Source organism: Corallococcus exiguus, assembly GCF_009909105.1.
Classification (GTDB): domain Bacteria; phylum Myxococcota; class Myxococcia; order Myxococcales; family Myxococcaceae; genus Corallococcus; species Corallococcus exiguus.
On sequence record NZ_JAAAPK010000002.1, the window covers coordinates 789788 to 802249 of the forward strand.

Sequence of the window (12462 nt, forward strand, 5' to 3'; positions counted from 1 at the left end):
CGGACGGGGCTCCCCAGTTCACGCGGGCAGCCGTCGCAGGGCCTCCGCGAGGCGGATGTGCCCCTGGAATGCGCCGCTGCCCTGCGGCGTCTCGCCCTTTTCAATGGCATGGGCGAAGCGCACGCCGGCGTCCGTCTCCAGCCGCTCGAAGAGGCCCTGGAGCTTCGGGTAGTCGCGGCGGTCCAGCACCTCGTGGTACCGGGTCCACCGGGCGATGCCGATGAAGTAGGCGTCCGCCAGCGTGCGGTGGTCGCCTAGAAGCCATGGCGTGTCGCCCAGCAGTGCCTCCAGGTTCGCGTGCGCGGAGACCACCTTGCGGGCCCCCAGGTTCCGCAGCGCCTGCTTTTCGGACTCCGGCAGCTCGGCGTGATCGAGCGCGTACCAGAGCGGCGAGAAGGCGCCGAAGAAGGTGGTGTTGAGGTACGCGAGCATCTGGTTCAACCGGTCGAAGTCCTCGGTGCCCTGGGCGAACGACAGCCCGGTGCCCACACCGCGCGCGCCCAGGTGGTTGAGGATGGCCATGCTTTCGCTGATGCGGGCGCCCGTCTCCGTCATCAAGGTGGGCGTCTCCGCGACGGGGTTGATCCGGCGGTAGTCCGCGGTGGTGACGTCCTCCGGCATGGCGATGCGGCACAGCTGGTAGGGCCGGCCCAGCCACTCCAGCGCGACGATGGCTCCAAACGAGCAGCCCGAGGGGACACCGTAGAAGAGGGTAGGCAATGCCATGGTGATGCTCCTGTCCGAAGGGGAAGGCGTGATGCCTTCGATGGGGACAAGATGGCCGTGGCAACGCGCGCAGTGTAGACAGCGGAACGCGAACGCAAGGTCCACACCCGTGGACGATGAGGCGCGGCCCTTGAATCTCAATGACATCCATCTCTTCGTCCAGGCCGTGGAGAGCGGTGGCTTCGCCGCGGCGGCGCGGCGGCTGGGCATTCCCAAATCCACGGTGAGCAAGCGTGTGGCTGAGTTGGAGGACGCGCTGGGCGCCCGGCTGATCCAGCGCACGTCGCGGAGCTTCACGCTGACGGACGTGGGGCGGGACTTCCTCGACCATGCCCGCGCAGCCGTGATGGAGGCGGAGGCCGCGGAGAACGTGGTGCGCCGCCGGCAGGCGGAGCCCCGTGGCGTGGTGCGAATCACCACGTCGGTCCCCACGGCGCAGTTCCGGATCGCGGACCGCCTGCCGCTGCTGGCGCTGGCGCATCCCAAGGTGCGCGTCGAGCTTCACGCGACGGACCGCTTCGTGGACCTGGTGCAGGAGGGATTCGACATCGCCGTGCGCAGTCACTTCTCGCCCTTGCCCGCCTCGGGCCTGGTGCAGCGCCGGCTCGCGGTGGAGTCCACCGTCCTGGTGGCGTCGCCCGGCTACCTGTCCAGTCGCGGCAGGATTCGCAGGCCCGAGGATTTGAGCGAACACGACGGCCTCCTGACCCACGCCATGGCCACGCAATGGCGGCTGCGCGGGCGGGCGGGGGAGACGGTCACCGTGACGCCGCGGGCACGCATGACCGCCGATGAGACGCTGGTGCTCTTGAAGGCGGCCACGGCCGGACTGGGCGTCGTCTGTCTGCCGGAGACCTTTACCCTCGTGGACGTGGAAGCCGGGCGGCTGGTGCGTGTGCTTCCCTCCTGGACCGCGGGCACGGTGACGACGACGATCTTGACGCCACACCGCAGGGGCCAGCTGCCCGCGGTGCGCGCCGTCATCGACTTCCTGATGGAGGGCGCCGGCGAGGATTGAGCGTCCTCTGCGCGGGCTTCCGGGACTGTCGGTGTAGGCCGGGTATACTTCGAGTGCAGTACCCCCTCACGGAGGACGCATGCGAACGTTCGTTTTCGGTGGTCTGTTGGCGACGGCGTTGATGGCGGTGGGCTGTGGTGGTCCGGTGGAGCAGGAGGAATCCCTGGACCTGGGCACGCAGAAGGCTCCGCTTCCGGACTGTTCGGTCAGCCCGGACGATCTCCGCAATTACTACAGTGATCCCGGCCACACGGACCTGATCGGCCAGTTCGGCTGCTGCTCCGGTGGTCTGTACACCTGGGGCATCAAGTCATCGCCGTACATCGACTTCAACGCTTCGTGCTAGCCATTGGGCTAGGCCTCCGCGCCTGAGCTCCCCACGTATCCCGGGTGGCTTTCCGTGCTGGCGCTGGGAAGCCGCCTGTCAGCCGACCCGTTACGACAGAGGAAGTCCCTCCCGGGGGTGTTCACCCGTCCAGCCAGTACGAGAAGCCGTCGCTAGCCATCGCACGCTCCAGGAACTCTGCGAACGAGGATGCGATGCGCTTCGCTACCGGATACGTCTCATGCCACGCATCGAAGAGCGGATACGAGCCGCCTGCCTGCTGGGCCACGTCCAGGATGGCGTAGTTGGTGTCCTGCATGTCCACCAACGTGTACTGCGAGGGCGCCCCGTACTCGTCGGTGTCCCGCCCCAAGATGGCAACGCGGGCCCGGCGGATCTCCGCGAGCGAGAGAATGCGGTAGCTCGCGTCGGGCTCTTCCTCGAAAAGCGTTCCGCCATCGGAATGCAGATAGAAGGCGCGCAGGTCCGCATCCAGCTTCCATCCGATGCGAGCCTCGAAGGCCGCGACCTCCGCCGGAGTCGCTGGTGGACGGGGGAAGTGGAGGCGGGAGAAATCCTTCAGCAGGTTGTTCATGGACATGGTGGCGCCCTCAGTCCGCGTAGGGCCGCTCGGGGCCAGGTGTCAGCCACTTTCCTCCGGGTGCATAACAGGCGGGGTAGGCGCTGTTGAATTCGAGGTGTACGTCGGGCGGGACAGGAAGAATGTTGCCAGGATCGAGCGGAGGGCCTCCATGCAGCAGGTCATAGATGTGGTGGCCGGGCCAACTGGTCTTGCCCGTCTTCGGCCAGTCGCCGAACTCCGCACTCCAGTCACGCCGGAATGCGGTGCGACCGCGTTCCCAGATTTTCCGCTGCGCCTCGCCGTCGGACACGGACAGGTAGTCGCAGCAGCAGTGGGTGATGGCGAGGCGGCCGCCGGCCTCCGCAGGCATGAAGAGGTAGCGCCCCTGCCAGTCGCCCTTGATGTCGGCCAGCCACATGCAGCCCATGAGGGGGAGTCCCTTGGCCGTGCACTTCGACTCGCAGCGGGACAGGAACGCGGCGCTGCACTGCCAGGGCCCGTAATAGATGGTCGTCCGGAGTTGGCCGCCGTCCGGCGTCGTGAAGATAGGGCTGACCCACTTCGCGCGCGCTGGGTTTCCGCCGCCGCCGACGGTGGCCGAGCCGCACCCGACGAGAGTGAGAAGAACAGCAGCGCTCACGGCGCTGCGGAGGGCGACAACGGCTGTCATGGCAATCCATGACAGCACAGCCACGACTGCGAGGCCAAGCGTTCGCTGCAACTCATGGCTGGCATGTCGCCCTATCCCCGCCAGCTCAGTCGCACGCGCGTACCTCGGGGCTCCAGTGCGTGGATGGACAGCGTCCACCCGAAGCGCTGTGCCAGCCGTTCCACCAACGATAGGCCGATGCCGTGGCTCTCACTCCCAGGCTCGGCTCTGCCAAAGCCAATCCCTGTGTCAGTCAGGATCCAGGCCGACGGTTCGATGGTGATCACGATGCGACCCTCGTCAGTGTAGGCGAGCGCGTTCTTGAGGAGGTTGCCCATCATCACCCTGGCGACGGATGCAGGGACGGGCGCTTGGACTTCGCCAGCGGACTCGATGGTGAGCTCGATGCCTTCACTGCGCCGCAGGTGCCCGTACAGCCCGAGCAGCTCTCGCGAGACGCGGTGCAGATCGCAGCGCTCATCGGAACGGCGCTCGCGGGCCAGCCAGAGGATGCCCTCCGTCAGCAGGCCCATCTGGCTCACGGCCCGGCGCAGCCGTTCGAACGTCTCCGCGTCTCTTGGCGGGTCGAGTTCCAGGATCTCCACCGCGCCCTGGGCCACGGCCAGCGGAGTGCGCAGTTCGTGACTCGCGTCGCGGTTGAACCGCCGCTCACGCTCCAACTGCTCCTGGATGCGCGCGTCGCGTGCGAGCAGTGCATCCCGCAGCGCCCGGACCTCAGACACTCCGCCGTCATCGTCGGGTGGCGGTGCGCCTTCGGCCCGGATCCACTCCACCATCCGCTCCAGCGGCCGTCCAAGCCGGCGGGCCACGAGGCGGGCGAGGAGCGCGGCGGCCAGCAACGCCAGCAACGCACTCGTGAGAAGCAGTCCCGCGGTCCGTTTCAGATTGTCCGTCGTGCTCGTCAGGCGCGTCACGTCGAACGCGAAGTACCGGCGTTCTCCACCAGCGCCGGGGCGCACCGCGACGTGGAAGTGTCCGTGGCTCCCGGCGGGCACCTCGTACTCTCTCGGAGGCGCGTCCGGACGCAGGCGCTCCGCGAGCCAGGGCGGCAGCGCGGAGTGGCCGTCATACCGCGTGATTCCGGGGACGTGACCTGGCTCGCTCCGGTCCGCTTCCGCGGCCACGATGCGGCTGAAGATGACGTCCTCGAGGTCGTAGCTGAAGAGCGTGAAGAACCCGCCCATCAGCACCAGCGCGAATGCGGCGGACAGCCCCATGGCGCGCTGGAGTACGGCGCGCACCGACCTGCAGGATTCAGCGCGCATCCAGGCGGTACCCCTCGTTGCGCAGGGTGGTGATGGCATCGTCGAGCCCCAGCCCCGCGAGCGCTTTGCGCAGGGCATAGACGTGCGTGCGCAGTGCACTGGACTCGGGCGCGTCGTCCCCCCAGAGCCGCTCCGCCAGCGTGGCCGCGGGAACGGATTCGGGGGCGGCCTCCATCAGCCACCGCAGCAGGAGTGCCTCGGTGCGGTTGAGCCGGACGGAGCGCCCACCCCAGCGCGTGTGCCCGCTCTCCGGTTCCAACGTGAGCCCGCCCCATGTGAGCTTCCTCCCGCTCGGAGGCACGGGCCGGCGCGCCAGGGCTTCCAGGCGCCAACGCAGCTCCCGGAGCGAGAACGGCTTGACGAGGTAGTCGTCCGCGCCCGCCTGGAAGCCCGCTTCCTTGTCCTCGAGCGTGTCCCGGGCGGTCAGCATCAGGATGGGGACGAGCCGGGGCGCGACCTGCCGGTATCGCTCGCACACCTCAAGGCCGCTCATTCCGGGCAGCATCACGTCCAGCACGATGACGTCGTACGGGTGGCCCAGCGCGAGCGCGAGCCCCTCGGGCCCGGTGCTCGCGAAGTCCAACTGGAAGTCCGGCTCCAGGAACCGCGCGATGTTGGCCTGGAGGTCGCGGTTGTCCTCGATGACGAGCACGCGCATGGAAGTAATCCGGATGCTACCCGCAGCTACGTCAAACGAATGTCAGCGCGTGGGTGACGCCTGGCTGACCGCCGCTCCCGCACCCTTCACGGCCTCTCTCCAACGAGGAGTCCCGTGATGATGCGTTCGCTGTTCCTGGGTCTGATGTTCCTGGTCACCTCCGTGGCCCACGCCGCGAGCTCCGCGGTCCCCCTTGAGGTCCGCGCGGAGGATGGGGAGCGGATTCCCGCGTGGGTCCTGGATCCGGAAGGGAAGGGGACGAATCCGCCCGTGGCCGTCCTGCTTCACGGCCTCACCCGGAGCAAGGACGACTGGCTGTCGGATTCGGAGCCGACCTTCGGGGGGGCCCTGACGGAGCATCTGCGGAGTGCCGGCTATCGCGTCTACCTCATGGATGCGAGGCGGCACGGCGCACGCGCGACCCCCGACGCGCGGCCCGGAGCCCTCGCGAAGCGAGCGCACGCAGGGGAGCCCGGTCCCTATCAAGCGATGATTGTCGACACCGTGCGCGATGCGCAGGCGCTCCTCACGAAGGTGCTCGCCAACGGCAAGAAGCCGCCGAGAGTGCTCGTCGCCGGCTACAGCATGGGTGCCCAGGTGGCACTCTTGCTGGCCTCGCGCGAGCCTCGAATCACCCATCTGGTGACGATGGTGCCACCCCATGTCGACCCCGCGCTGGGCGACGCCGCACCGGTGAACAGGATGGGCCAGGTTCATCAGGCCTGGCTGCTGTTGACCGCGAACCGCGATCCCTTCTCCACCGAGGAGGACACCCAGAAGCTGTTCAAGGCCGCGCCCTCCAAGCGCAAGACGCGCCGGGCCTTCGACAGCGGGCACGCCCTGCCGCGCGAGTACCTGGACGAGGTCCGTCGCTGGTTGGGCGAGACCTGACAGGCCAACGGAGTGGACCTTTAGGATTCGTATATCTGGACTTTAAAGGTCAACTTCGCTCAGACTCCCGGAGGGACGCCGCCGCCTCTCTTCCGCCTCCCGAGGAGCCATGCCCGACACGACGACCGACGACCTGGCACGCACCGAAGCCTCCCCGCGCCGCAGGCAGCTTCCGCCGACGCGTGAGAGGCCCGTGCACCTGTTCACCATCGACGGCATTCGTTACGAGGCGGTCCGCGAGCTGGTGCTGATGCCGACGGGTGAGCTGCTGATGCTGGCGCAGCGCTTCCCGGAGCACGACAACGCGCTGCCCGGCTTCTGCCTCGTGCGAAGGCTGGCGAACCCCTCCACCTATCTTAAGCGCAAGCGCCTGGGAGAGGAGATTCAGCTGGCCTTCCGCCTACGCCACCCGGCCATTGCCCAGGTCTTCCACCGCAAGGTGCACCAGGGGGCGCTGCACGTCGTCATGGAGTCGGTGGCGGGTCCTTCGCTGGAGACGCTGGTGAGTGCGGGCGTGGTGCGCGGCCGGCCCGTCTCCGAGGCGTTCGCCCTCTACGTCGGTGCGGAGATCGCGGAGGCCCTTCAACACGCGCACATGCTGACGGACGCGACCGGCCAGTCGCTGGGCGTCATCCACCGTGACGTCAACCCCCGGCACGTCTACGTGGGGACGCAAGGCGAGGTGAAGCTGGCGAATTTCGGCGCGGCGTACTCGCTGGTGGTGGGGCGCGCGGAGTCGCCCGCGAACCTCGTTCGGGGCGATGTGGCCTACGCCTCGCCGGAGTACCTGGCGCGAGCGCCGCTTTCGCCGCGCTCCGACGTGTTCAGCCTGGGCGTGTTGCTGGTGGAGCTCTTCACCGGCAAGCACCTCTTCGACGTGGAGGACGTGCCGCTCCCTCCCGCGAACTTGCGCTATCTCTTCACGGAAATCGTCTCCTCGCTGCCGCTGACACAGATGCAGGTGTTGCTGGCGAGCTTCGGCCCGGAGGACGTCGAGGAAGCCGTGGCTTCACTCTCCGCGGACGTGAAGGCGATGCTGCATGTCGCGCTGCGCGCCAACCCCGAGGAGCGGTTCGCCACGGCGGCGGACATGCGCGATGCCATGCGAGTCGCCCTGGCGAAGCGGCACCCGGGCTACGGCCGGCAGGAAGCCGCGGCGGAGTGGGCCCAGGTGCTGGTGGAGGGCAGCGTCCTTCGCGACGACGTGGAGTTCGGCGAAGGAGACCTCTTCGGCAATGGGCTGGACGCCTACGGGTTGGAGGACCTGGAAGAGGAGTAGGGCGTCAGCGCGCCAGCGCCGAGGCGACATGGAGGAGGGCCGCGAGGTCCTCCGCGTCCAGCTTGCGCGCGAGGTGGAGAAGACGCCGCAGCTCTGGAGCGTCCTCTTCCTGCGGCTTGGGCTTCGTGCCCTTGCGCACGTCGCCCGTCGCGGTGAGCCCCATCAGCTTCTCGGGGGACACCCGCAGCTCCCGGCAGAGGCGGTAGAGGGAGGGGACGCTGGGAAGCATCTTCCCTCGCTCCAGGCGGTTGTAGACGGGGTGCACCAGTCCCACGCGCTCCGCGACTTCGGCCTGCGTCAGGCCCAGGTGCTGACGGGCGGCGCGGGCCTCCGTTCCAATGGTGATGCCGAGTTCTTCGTTCATGGCGGGCGCAGCGTAGCCGAGGACACGGAGGGGATGAATGCTGGAGGTCGGAAAGGTCTCGATGGACTCCACGGGTTTTCTGTCGGACGCGCGCGAAGGGGAGGGGTTCCCGGGTTTCTCATGTCCTTGGTAGGGTGCGCGCCCCCGCTGGGAGGACGCCGCATGCAAGACGCCTGGGAGCCCGAAGGAAGGCCGTCATGATGCGGGGGCCGCCTCCGGCCGTGCTGTCTCCTGGGGTCCAGGTGCTGGGCTACACGGTGGAGCGCCAGCTGGGGCAGGGCGGCTTCGGCACGGTGTACCTGGCGCGCTGCGAGGGCCAGCGCTGTGCCCTGAAGCTGTTGCACCTGCCGCGAGTGGGGGAGCGGGCGGAGCGCGAAGTCTCCATCCTCACCCGGCTGCGGCACCCCAACGTGGTGGGGATTCTGGGCCATGGCTACTTGCCGGTGGTCCAGCCGCAATTCGCCGTCATCGCCATGGAGTACGTGGACGGACCCCGGCTGGACGAATGGGCGGACGCGCACAACCCCACGGCGCGGCAGGCGGCGCACGTGCTGCTGGGGGTGGCGCGGGGGCTCGCCGCGACCCATGCGGACGCGGTGGTGCACCGGGACGTGAAGGAGGCCAACATCATGGTGCGCGCCTCGGATGGCGTGGCCAAGCTGGTGGACTTCGGCATTGGCGACTACGCGGGCGCGCGTGACTTGACGGCGGACATCCTCCCGCCCGGGACGGTGGACTACCGCGCTCCGGAGGCGTGGCGCTTCCTGCGAGCCCACCGCGAGGCGCCGGACGCCCGTTATACGGCGGGCCCGGCGGACGACTTGTGGGCGCTGGGACTCGTCTCCTACCGGCTGCTGACGGCGCGCTTCCCCTTCGATGGCCCGGACGCCGCCGGTGTGACGGAGGCGATTCTCTCCAGCGCGCCCACGCCGCCGCACGAGGAGAACGCGCGGGTGCCCCGGTCGCTGGGTGACGTGTGCCTGCGGCTGCTGGGGAAGACACCCGAGGCCCGCACGCCGAGCGCCCAGGTCGTTTGCGAATCCCTGGAGCAGGCGCTGCGTGGCGCGGACGCGACGTGGGACGTGCCACTCTGCGACGCCTACGCCGAGGACTCCGCGACGACGGAGGGGGAGGACCCCGACTCCTTCGATCAGTGGATGCACGAGCCCCGGCACCGTCCCCGACGGGGCAAGCGCCTTCCCCCGAGAGAGGCGCCGGCGATGGGCGCGGCTGACCTGGCGAAGGAGGTGTCGCCTCCCGCGTCGACCGTGCGTGTGTCGCCCGGGAAGCGCGGGGCCTTCCGCGCCTGGACGGCGCTTGCCGGGGCGCTCGTCGTGGCGGGGGCAGTGTGGGGACTCGGGATGTCTCGGGTCGCGGAGCCGGGTTCCCTCCGTCAGGAAGTAGCGACCTCTGGCAAGTCATCTCAAGCTGACCGCGCCGCAGCTTTCACCGGACCGAAGGCCCCCGCTGCGGCCGTCGCTCTCCCCGCGACGCTCCAGGAGGTTTCAGCCACCGTGACGACGACGCCGAAAGACACGCTGCCCCTTCAACTCCCCTCGAAGCCCACGAAGAAGGGCATGCGCGCCATGGCTCGTGCGGTCGGCACGGCGGCGGCTTGCGCGGCGCTCGGATGTCCTGGAACCCAGGTGCGTTCGAGTCCTCCTCCCGAGCCTTGCCCGGTGGGCGCCGTGGAGGCCATGGAGAAACGGCACGTCCGCATTGGTCAATTGCTCGACGCGGGCTTTGGCTTCGATGAGCGGTTCGTCTCCGTCCAGGAGGGCCCAGGTCAGGTGACCCTGGGTGGCCGGGCGGGGGACATCCCGAGCTTGACGTTGCTTTCGGGCCGGCTCTTCGTGAGAGACCGCGTTTATGGACGACTGACATGGGCAACGACGAGGAAGGGCGAGAGCTTTCCCGTGTGCTTCGAGGTCTACGACACGACCGGTGGGCGAGGCATGGTGCGAGAGCCTGGAGACGAATCATCAACCAGTGCTCGTATTTTCAACCTCGCGACCCTGAAGGCGGTGAGCGAGTTCAAGTAGCCAGACGCTTCTGGGAGAAATCGCCGAGTGACCTCGTCCTCCATTGCCATTCTTCTGGGACTTCTGCTCGCAAGCGGAGCCGCGACCGCGCAATCCGAAGCCTTGTATTTCGGGCCCGGAGCGCGCCGGATCGAGTTTTCCCCGGAGGAGGTCCAAGCCGCATCTGAGATTGTCATCAGCGCGGGGCTCTCAACGACGCTCCTCTTCGATGTCGACTTGAAGCGCGAGGATGTCGAGTTGGAGGGGCGGGACCGCTTTGAGTTGGTGGACCTGGGGCAGACCACGCTTCGTCTGGTGCCGTCCTCTCGCGTGACTGCCGCCGAAACGTTTCGGCTGGTCGTGCACTTCAGGGACGGGGCCGCGCCAGTCAGCGCGTCCTTTCTTCTGCGAGTTCACCCCGTGAAGGCCCAGCCCCTCGTCGAGGTCTATCGGCGGAGGCGAACGGTCGCGACCTATCAGCAAGAGGTGCGGGAGCTTCGGGCCGAACTCACGCGCGTCAAGGAGGAGAACGCACGGGTGGTGGCGGAACATGAAGCACCTGCTGGACTGGCGGGGCTCATCTCCACCGGAGCCATGGATGAACACGGCGTGCTTGGAAGTAACATGAGCAAAGTCGGCTTCCTGGATGCCGAGAAATGGCTCACGCCATCCCTTGTCAGAAGCTACCGCTCCACTGCGAGGGTCGCGGTGGAGACCAAACTGGCAATAACGGCCAGTGGTGCACCGTGGCGCGCGAAAGGGGCGATGCTTCGAAACAAGGCCGGAGCAGAGTTGAAGGTGCTTCGCATCTGGCAGGAGCAACCCATTTCGGACGAAGAGTTCAAGCTCCTTGTGGTCGAGGCCGAGGCCCCGGCCGCCTCCGTACAAGGCCCCTTCTCGCTCAAGCTGTGGGAGGCGGACGGGCCACGGACCCTCACGCTGCGGAACATCACGTTCCCTGAATGGCCCTGAGACCGCCATAGGCTCATGTGGGCAGATATCCGGCTGGGGCCCCATGCCGCGGGCGGCGCAACTGGGGCGCCATGCAGGCGATAATCGCGGAAAACGGGGCGGATCTTGCCTCGCCAACCAGCCGCCCCGAACAGGGGACGAGGGGGAACCCCCATGACGACGACCATCCAGCGCAACGCGCCCCGGCCCATCGAGACGAAGCCCGCGGAGCGCCCCGTGGCGCAGACCCCGACGCAGCCGCCCGCCCGGAATGAAGCGGTGCGTTCCGGAACGGGGACGGACGGGTTCCAGCCGACGGCGGGGACCGCGGGCACGCAGACGGCGAACCGCCTGGGCGCGACGCCCGCGGGGGCGGAGGAGGTGCGGACGACGAGCGCGACCCCGGTGGCGCCCGCGGCGCTGTCGCCCACGGAGCTGCGTTCGGCGCAGCAGGCCATCGCGAACTCCAGCGACGGCCGGGACGCCACCGCCGTGTCCGAGTGGCTGCGGAACAACCCGGACCCGGCCAAGCAGGCGGCGTTCATGGACATGATGTTCCAGTACGGCCCCGTGGCGGGCGGCATCCTGGACAGCGTGCAGCGGCTGCCGGAGGCGGACCGCACGCGGCTGTCCCAGGCGCTGGACAATGCCTACCGCTCCGGCGCGGTGTCTCCCCAGGAGTTGTCGGCGGCGGTGGCCACGTCCGGCCGCGGCGCGCTGCCCGGGGCGACGCACGAGGGGCTGGCGGGCATCATCGCCGGCACGGGCAACCCGGACCTCATCGAGACGTATGCGAAGGCGGAGATGGACATCGTCCGCGCGAGCGGCGGGGATGATCAGCAGCGAAGCGCGGCGGTAGCCACGGCGCTGGGGGGCATGCCGCCGGACCGGCTCCAGTCGTTCCTGTCGGCGAACCGGGAGGGCATGGCGGATGTCATCAAGAACATCAACGCCTCCGGCCCGGACGCGAGCTCCTCCCCCGCGCTGGGGCGCCTGCTGGACGCCGCCGGGCGCATCAACCCGCCCACGGCGGAGTCGGTGCAGGTGTTCACGGACTCCATCGACAAGCTGGGGGAGAACCGCGAGTCGCGCGCCGCCGCCGCCCGCTTCTTCACCCAGCATGGTGACGCGGTGCTGTCGTCGCTGCAGGACAGCTCTGGCTCGCTGGGGCTGGATGGCCAGAAGAAGATGTCCGAGTTCTTCGCCCGGACGCTCTTCTCGCCTCCGCAGGACTTCGCGGGCAGCGACGCGTTCCGCCAGAACGTCATGCAGCGCCTGGAGACGATGAACACCGGGCTCGCGCAGCACGCCAACGAGAACCCGCCCTCGCAGGACGCGAAGCGCAGCGCGCGCCTCATGGGCAGCCTGGTGGGCTCGCTGGAGGGTGGCTTCCAGGTGTCCCTGGACGAGCTGGGCAAGCGCAACGAGGCCGTGAAGGGCATGGTGGATCTGCTCTTCTCCGCCAAGTCGCTGCTGCCCAACCTGCCCATCCCTGGCGCGGGCAAGCTCAAGGACCTGACCGTTGATCAGCTCCAGCGCTGGGTGACGTCCAGCCTCCAGGAGCGGGCCCAGCAGCCCTCGCAGGCCATCCCGTTCCACCGCACCTTCGGTGAACAGATCGCCAACCCGGACCTGCGCACCGACTATGATGCCGCCCGCGGCGACGCCTTCCTCAACCGCCAGCGCGGTCTGAGCCGGTAGCAGCGCGGTT

13 protein-coding genes are annotated in these 12462 nt (G+C 68.6%); 7 read left to right on the forward strand and 6 right to left on the reverse strand.

Annotated features, from left to right (window positions below; all coding sequences use genetic code 11):
• Nucleotides 1-18: 18 nt before the first annotated feature.
• The gene (locus tag GTZ93_RS09620) at nt 19-726 is read right to left on the reverse strand and encodes a glutathione S-transferase family protein (protein ID WP_139918330.1); all 708 of its coding nucleotides are present in this window, start codon (nt 724-726) and stop codon (nt 19-21) included.
• Nucleotides 727-856: 130 nt separating this feature from the next.
• Between GTZ93_RS09620 and GTZ93_RS09625 the strand changes: the two genes are divergently transcribed.
• Together GTZ93_RS09625 and GTZ93_RS09630 are read left to right on the forward strand one after the other, a co-directional pair.
• Nucleotides 857-1744: a LysR family transcriptional regulator gene (locus GTZ93_RS09625; RefSeq protein WP_139918332.1), complete on the forward strand. Its 888-nt coding sequence runs from the start codon at nt 857-859 to the stop codon at nt 1742-1744.
• A gap of 79 nt (nt 1745-1823) precedes the next feature.
• Entirely contained in the window at nt 1824-2090 is a 267-nt protein-coding gene (locus GTZ93_RS09630) for a hypothetical protein (protein ID WP_139918333.1), read from the forward strand.
• Between the two features lie 121 nt (nt 2091-2211).
• On the opposite strand, the gene GTZ93_RS09635 is transcribed toward GTZ93_RS09630, so the two are convergent.
• The 4 genes from GTZ93_RS09635 to GTZ93_RS09650 form a co-directional block, all read right to left on the reverse strand.
• Nucleotides 2212-2670: an SMI1/KNR4 family protein gene (locus tag GTZ93_RS09635; RefSeq protein ID WP_139918335.1), complete on the reverse strand. Its 459-nt coding sequence runs from the start codon at nt 2668-2670 to the stop codon at nt 2212-2214.
• Between the two features lie 10 nt (nt 2671-2680).
• Nucleotides 2681-3322: a hypothetical protein gene (locus GTZ93_RS09640; protein WP_139918337.1), complete on the reverse strand. Its 642-nt coding sequence runs from the start codon at nt 3320-3322 to the stop codon at nt 2681-2683.
• A gap of 71 nt (nt 3323-3393) precedes the next feature.
• The gene (locus tag GTZ93_RS09645) at nt 3394-4587 is read right to left on the reverse strand and encodes a sensor histidine kinase (RefSeq protein WP_180946060.1); all 1194 of its coding nucleotides are present in this window, start codon (nt 4585-4587) and stop codon (nt 3394-3396) included.
• Entirely contained in the window at nt 4577-5245 is a 669-nt protein-coding gene (locus tag GTZ93_RS09650; RefSeq protein ID WP_139918339.1) for a response regulator transcription factor, read from the reverse strand. The genes GTZ93_RS09645 and GTZ93_RS09650 overlap by 11 nt, the downstream gene beginning before the upstream one ends.
• A 117-nt stretch (nt 5246-5362) precedes the next feature.
• On the opposite strand from GTZ93_RS09650, the gene GTZ93_RS09655 reads away from it, so the two are divergent.
• Nucleotides 5363-6136, forward strand: coding sequence for an alpha/beta hydrolase (locus tag GTZ93_RS09655; RefSeq protein WP_139918341.1), 774 nt, complete (start codon nt 5363-5365; stop codon nt 6134-6136).
• 109 nt (nt 6137-6245) lie between these two features.
• Nucleotides 6246-7415, forward strand: a complete 1170-nt coding sequence (locus GTZ93_RS09660) for a serine/threonine-protein kinase (RefSeq protein ID WP_139918342.1) — start codon at nt 6246-6248, stop codon at nt 7413-7415.
• Nucleotides 7416-7419: 4 nt separating this feature from the next.
• On the opposite strand, the gene GTZ93_RS09665 is transcribed toward GTZ93_RS09660, so the two are convergent.
• Nucleotides 7420-7779, reverse strand: coding sequence for a helix-turn-helix transcriptional regulator (locus GTZ93_RS09665; protein ID WP_120577785.1), 360 nt, complete (start codon nt 7777-7779; stop codon nt 7420-7422).
• 197 nt (nt 7780-7976) lie between these two features.
• On the opposite strand from GTZ93_RS09665, the gene GTZ93_RS09670 reads away from it, so the two are divergent.
• From GTZ93_RS09670 to GTZ93_RS09680, 3 genes are all read left to right on the forward strand, one after another.
• Nucleotides 7977-9821 carry a serine/threonine-protein kinase gene (locus GTZ93_RS09670; RefSeq protein ID WP_306464190.1) on the forward strand — a complete coding sequence of 615 codons (1845 nt, stop codon included), beginning with the start codon at nt 7977-7979 and terminating at the stop codon, nt 9819-9821.
• Between the two features lie 27 nt (nt 9822-9848).
• Nucleotides 9849-10772, forward strand: a complete 924-nt coding sequence (locus tag GTZ93_RS09675) for a DUF2381 family protein (protein ID WP_180946061.1) — start codon at nt 9849-9851, stop codon at nt 10770-10772.
• A gap of 153 nt (nt 10773-10925) precedes the next feature.
• Nucleotides 10926-12452 carry a hypothetical protein gene (locus tag GTZ93_RS09680; protein WP_139918344.1) on the forward strand — a complete coding sequence of 509 codons (1527 nt, stop codon included), beginning with the start codon at nt 10926-10928 and terminating at the stop codon, nt 12450-12452.
• Nucleotides 12453-12462 lie beyond the last annotated feature (10 nt).